Below are 5,680 nucleotides of genomic sequence, written 5' to 3' on the forward strand. Positions count from 1 at the left end.
CTTCGCTGACGCCCACGCCGGGCATGCCGGCCTGCACGAGCGACTGGCGCGGATGGCGGACTACGATCGTTTCGATTCCCCGTTCCAGCCCTTCGAAAGCGAGCTCCTGCCACTACCGGCGTACACGCCRCTGTTGGATGGCACCAGTGCGCAGGCACTGGCCTATCTGCAGGGCGATGTTGCCGGTGCCGTCGAGGCAGGCTGCAGATCGGTTCAGTTCGGGCGGCGGATGATGCGCACCGGCAGCACGCTGGTGGACAGCATGATGGGTGCCGCCGTGGTGAGGATCCATGCCGCATTGCTGGGTGACATGCTGGTCGAGCAATCACCGGATTACGTGCTGCCCGTCTCCTGCGAGGTGGCGCTGCAGCCGCTGGAAGCCGACGAGCAGAGCCTGTGTCATGCGATGCAGGGCGAATTCGCGATGAACAAGGCCGCCATCGAGGCGTCCACGCAGACAGCAGGCAGCCGCCTGCTGCTGGATCGCGACCACACCCTGGCCCGGATCGCCGGCAATTTCGGCTGGGCATGTCGCCCTGCTGCAGTGAAGGCGCTGGCAGCCGATGTCCCGCTCCTTGCCCCGCCACCGCCCCGATGGGAAGTGGGCTGCGTGGCCAATCCGCTGGGATGCACATTGAGCGCCATCGCCGGGCCGTCCCACGCACAGTACGCGACGCGCAGCCAGGACGCAGCGGCGATGATCCGCCTGCTTGGCGCGCAGCGCTGGCTGCGGCAACAGGCCGGGCCACCCGACGAGGCACTGGCGCGGTTGCCGGCGCAGTGGCGTTCGCAGGCGCGCACGCCAACACTGTCTGCCGACGGTCGCCACCTGCAGCTGCTGAGGCGCGGACCGGCGCGCGAAGGCGAGGGCCCGTATCTGTCGATGCCCTTGCGGGCTGACTGACCCGGGCTCAGTCGCTGTCGCCGAGTGGATTGAACGCCCAGCCATCACCGACGCTGTCCAGCGTCCAGCGCCTGCGGTCACGCAGGGTCTGCCAACGCACCTGTTCCTTGTCGTCCTGCATGCTGCCTTCGGTCAGCTTCACCTTGCCGGTGGAGAAGTTCACGCTGAGGCCCTCGGTCTGCCCGGAATTGCGCATCATCGAGTCGCGGTCGTAGCCGATCAGCGCGAAGTCGCCTTCCTGCCAGCGGAACGTGAACGTGGTGGTGCCCATCGACCAGCTGCCCGCGCTGGAGAACGAGTACAACCCTACCCGCAGTGCGCCGCGCTGGATGGACACGCCGGTGCCTTCGGCCAGTGCATCGCTGAGCACGGGCGAGTCCGGCCGCGGAATGAGCGTGTGGTTCTGCGCGGCCAGCACGTAACCGGACGGTCGCGCGAAGGCGATGGCGAGGATGCGCGGGTTGCTGTCATACGGCGAGGGGCCAAACCCATCGTGTTCGATGATGTTGCGCGGGTCCTGCTGGCGCAGCACCAGCGCGAGGTCTGCGCGCCCGTCCTGGTCGAGGTCGCCTTCGATCCTGTATTCCAGCGTCCAGCCGGCAGGTACGAAACCCTCGGCCGTGGCGGCGTGCGCGGGCACGGCGGGGTAGCGCACCGGCGGCACGTCCAGTGCAGTGGCGGCGAAGGGCAGGGCGGTCAGTGCCGCCGCAAAGTAGAAAAGGCGCATTGCAGCCTCCATGGCAGGGCTGCAGAGGATAGCCGGGCGTCAGCCGGCCCGCTTTACCGTGCGTGTGGCTTCAAGCGCACATAGACCTGCTTGCGTACCTGCGCGACCACCTCGCCAGCTTCGTCGACCACGTCGTTGCTGAACCAGCGCAGCACTTTTTCGCCACCGGCCGCCGCCGTGCGCAGTTCATCCAGCAGTGCATCGTCGATGCGGAAAGACGTGCGTACTGTGCCTCGACCGGGCTTGAGGAAATCGATCGCACCGGCGCGATCCCAGACGTAATAGTCGCGGCCCAGGGTGTGCATCAGGCCCAGCATCCAGAACGGATCGGTCATTGCGAACAGGCTACCGCCGAAGTGGGTGCCGACATAGTTGCGGTTCCAGGGGCGCAGGCGCAGTTCCACGTCGATCTGCCGGTAGTCCGGGGTGATCCGGGTGACATGGATGCCGGTGAACAGGAACGGTGGCCACAGGTTGATGCCGAAGCGGAACGTGCTGGCTTTCATGCGGGAACCGGGCAGGGGACGGGGCACCCAGTCTAACCATTCGCATGCGTATGTTGTAGCCCGCAGCAACTCCGACAGGCCTGCCGGGCGCTACGGCGCGGGCGGGCCGCCGTCGATCACATAGCCGTCGCGGCCATTGTCCTTGGCCCGGTAAAGCGCGTTGTCGGCGCCTTCGACGAAATGATGCGGTTGCAGGTCGCCGTCAGGCACACGGGTGTAGACGCCGATGGTCAGGGTGACGCCTGAATTGCTGCCATCGCCGGGCGGCGGCAGGGCGCGGATGCAGGAGATCAGGTCTTCGATCACCTGCCGTGCGCCTTCAACCGGGGTGTCGGGCAGCACCAGTGCGAATTCGTCGCCGCCGTAGCGGGCAGCCATGTCACGCGGCCGCCGGGCATGCGCCTGGATCAGGCGGGCCACTTCGCACAGCACGCGATCGCCGACCTGGTGGCCATGGCGATCGTTGTGATGCTTGAAGTGGTCGACATCGATCAGGGCCAGGGTCAGTGGCTTGCCACTGCGGCGCGCCGCATCGCATTCCTGTTGCAGCGACTGCTCGAAGCGCAGTCGGTTACCGAGTCCGGTCAGCGCATCGCGGTTGGCCTGGCGGTGCCAGGAGGCGATCCGCCAGGTCGCCCACGCGGTCAGTACCAGCACGATGCCGAGCAGGGCGCTGGCCGGCGCCCACCAGAGGCTGCCGGTGCGCAGCAGCAACCAGCTCAGCAGCGGCGCAGCCGGTAGCGAGCATAGGGCAACCACCCAGGGCAGGCGCAGCCCGAGCAGCAGCACGCACATGGCCACCAGCAGGCCGGCCAGGGCGTCCTGCCAGGCGCGGGGCAACACGTCGATCTGCTTGTCCTGCAGCAGCATCGAGGCGATGTTGGCCTGGTACTCGCTGCCGCTCATCCAGTATTCGCGGGTGGTGGGGGTCAACAGGCGGGTGGTGATGCCGCTGGCCGTCATGCCCACCACGATGCGCCTGCCACGCAGCATCGAGGCATCCACGCGCCCTTCCAGCACATCGGCGTAGGACACCTGCGGCAAGCGTTCCGGTGGCCCGGCATAACGCACGCGCACGTAATCATTGCGGCGCCATTGATAGGGCGAGTCCAGCGCYGGGTCAGGGTCGGGCAGGCCCTGTGCGCGTTGCGGTGGCAGTCCGGTCAACGCCAGACCGAGTGCCGGCCAGTGTGCCTGGCCGATGCCCGCATGCAGGTAGACCCCGCGGGCGACACCATCGCCGTCGACTTCAACGTCACTGTGGCCGATGGCGGCGGCGCTGGCGGCAATCAGCGGGATGGGCAGCATTTCCTCGGCCATGCGGTCGCCGGCGGCCGGCGCGGCCAGCACCGGCAGTACCACACGGCCGTTGCGACGGATCGCCGCTGCCAGCTCGGCATCCTGGCGCGCATCGCGACGGTCGGGCTCGGACAGCATGAGGTCCAGCGCGACGCGCTCGGCACCGGCGTCGGTCAAGCGGTCCAGCAGGCGGGCATGCATCGAGCGGGGCCACGGCCACTGGCCCAGCCGCTGCAGGCTGCCTTCGTCGATGGCCACGATCAGCACGCTGGGGTCGGGGCGGTAATCCCAGCTGCCGACCATCAGGTCGTACGCGCTTTCGTCCTGCCGCCACAGCCACTGGCCATGGCTGACCACCGCCGTCGCTACACCCGCCAGCAGGGCCAGCAGGATCCGTCGCGACCACGGCAGCGGTGAGCGCCTCACAGCAACAACCACAGCAGCAGGGCACCGCCGCTGGCGCCGTAGCACAGGCGACACGGCAGCTTGACCTGCTGGGCGGGCGAGAACGGACCAGCATGGCCGTCGTCATCGATGTACTGCACGCGGATGTGCAGCGTGCCGCGCCACGGGCGCTTGAAGCTGACCTGCGGTTGGTCGACGGTGGTATCGAGCAGCGGCGCGCTGAAGTCGCCGCGGYGATCGACCTGCACGCGGTAGCGCTGCCCGTCGCTTCCCGCCTGCCAGCGCAGGGTCAGCTCGCCATCGGTGGCTTCGGGCGGTTGTAGTGCCGGGTCCACCGGTTCATCGGTCAGTTGCAGCGTCACTGCCTGGCCATAGCGACCCTGGTGGCCCTGGTCATCACGCGAAGCGACCCGCCAGTAGTACTGGCCGGGAGGTAGCGGCTGGCCCAGGCGCAGGTCGGTGCCGCCGGTGCTCTGCTCGCGCAGCGGCTGCAGGAACTGCGGCTCGTCGGCCACCTGCAGCACGCTGCTGCTGGCACCGGGCGCCTGGCTCCAGTGGAAGCGGGGACGGTCGCTGTTGACCGTCYGTCCCTGCAGCGGGGAAATGGTCAGCGGCGGTGGCGGCTGGTCGTCGAGGACGAAATCCTCGCTGGCATCCAGGCCTTCCACACCCTGTGCATCCACTGCCCGCAGCAGCAGGCGCAGCGTCCCTGGCGGCAGCTCGCCGATCACCAGCCGGGTGTCGGCGGTGTCGGCGGCAAACAACAGGATTTCCGGGGTGGCGGCCTGCACCACTTCCACCCGGTAGCGGTCGGCGCCGGTCACCGGCTCCCACGCGAGTTGGGCCGGCAGGGCTCCCAGGCGGGTCGAATCGGCACGCAGGCGCGGTGCCGGCAGCAAACCGGAAACCGCTTCGGGCGCCGTTCCGCTGCCCGCGCTGCGGCTGGCCTGGCCGGGGTGCACCAGGCGCTGGCCATGCGGGTTGCCGACCTGCACTTTGCCTTCCAGTACTTCGGTGGCGCCGGCATGGGCGTCATCGCCGGCGCTGACCCGGAACACGGTGCCGCGCACGCTGCTGGTGGCCGTCGGTGCATCGATGATGTAGCGCGAGGCGGGCCCGCGCGCAGGGGTGACCCGGTTGCTGGCGCGCCCCTGCTGCAGGCGCAGGCGGGTATCGACCATGCCGGTGCGGCCATAGCGGCTGAGCTGGTCCAGGCGCAGGCGTGAGTATTCGCGCAGCTGCAAGCGCGACGCATCGGCGAACTCAAGGGTGATGCTGGAATCGGCCTTGGTCTGGATCGCATCGCCGATGTGCAGCTGTTCGCCTGCGCGCACGGCGCGGCTGCTGCTGCCATCGGCCGCGCTCAGTTCAACCTGCCCACGCACGGCCAGTACCCTCGCCGGGGCGGGCTCAACGCGCAGCCAGCCGATCGGGAAGCGCAGCAGTTCACCCGGCGGCAGCCGGTACGGGTTGTCGATGCGGTTGTGCTGCTGCAGCTGCTGCCAGCCGATGCTGGGCTTGAGGTAGGCCGCGCCGAGATCCCACAGGGTATCGCCGGGGCGGACCCGGTAGTTCCAGTCCTGCGCGCCGGCGAGCGCCGGCCACAGGCAGAGGGCACACAGCAGTGTGCGCAGGAAATACTTGATGAAAGACGACGAGCGGCCAACGGTCACGGATAGCTGTCCCGGCAAAGCGGGGGCGCAGCAGCAAGACCCCATGGCCCCGACCTCATCCCCCCGAACGGATCGTGGCGGCCCTGGGGGCCACCATCGCGGGCATTATTGCCCGCGTTCAGTGCAGGGATTCTGAACGATGCCGGTGCCGTTCAGAACAGCAGGG

The 5,680-nt window shown here is 68.6% G+C and carries 5 protein-coding genes; 1 reads left to right on the forward strand and 4 read right to left on the reverse strand.

Features of this window, described 5'->3' with window-relative positions:
- The coding region (locus AB4Y84_RS11295; protein WP_442250140.1) for a hypothetical protein at window positions 1-904 on the forward strand (904 nt) is incomplete at its 5' end.
- A gap of 7 nt (window positions 905-911) precedes the next feature.
- Here AB4Y84_RS11295 and AB4Y84_RS11300 read toward each other — a convergent pair.
- From AB4Y84_RS11300 to AB4Y84_RS11315, 4 genes are all read right to left on the reverse strand, one after another.
- Window positions 912-1,631 carry a hypothetical protein gene (locus tag AB4Y84_RS11300; RefSeq protein WP_442244108.1) on the reverse strand — a complete coding sequence of 240 codons (720 nt, stop codon included), beginning with the start codon at window positions 1,629-1,631 and terminating at the stop codon, window positions 912-914.
- A 53-nt stretch (window positions 1,632-1,684) separates the two neighbouring features.
- Window positions 1,685-2,137, reverse strand: coding sequence for a DUF4442 domain-containing protein (locus AB4Y84_RS11305; RefSeq protein WP_032975063.1), 453 nt, complete (start codon window positions 2,135-2,137; stop codon window positions 1,685-1,687).
- 90 nt (window positions 2,138-2,227) lie between these two features.
- Window positions 2,228-3,862, reverse strand: a complete 1,635-nt coding sequence (locus AB4Y84_RS11310; RefSeq protein ID WP_394198056.1) for a CHASE2 domain-containing protein — start codon at window positions 3,860-3,862, stop codon at window positions 2,228-2,230.
- Window positions 3,859-5,559, reverse strand: coding sequence for a FecR domain-containing protein (locus AB4Y84_RS11315; protein WP_442250141.1), 1,701 nt, complete (start codon window positions 5,557-5,559; stop codon window positions 3,859-3,861). The genes AB4Y84_RS11310 and AB4Y84_RS11315 overlap by 4 nt, the downstream gene beginning before the upstream one ends.
- Window positions 5,560-5,680 lie beyond the last annotated feature (121 nt).

The organism is Stenotrophomonas sp. 2YAF22 (genome assembly GCF_052114665.1).
Classification (GTDB): Bacteria; Pseudomonadota; Gammaproteobacteria; order Xanthomonadales; family Xanthomonadaceae; genus Stenotrophomonas; species Stenotrophomonas indicatrix.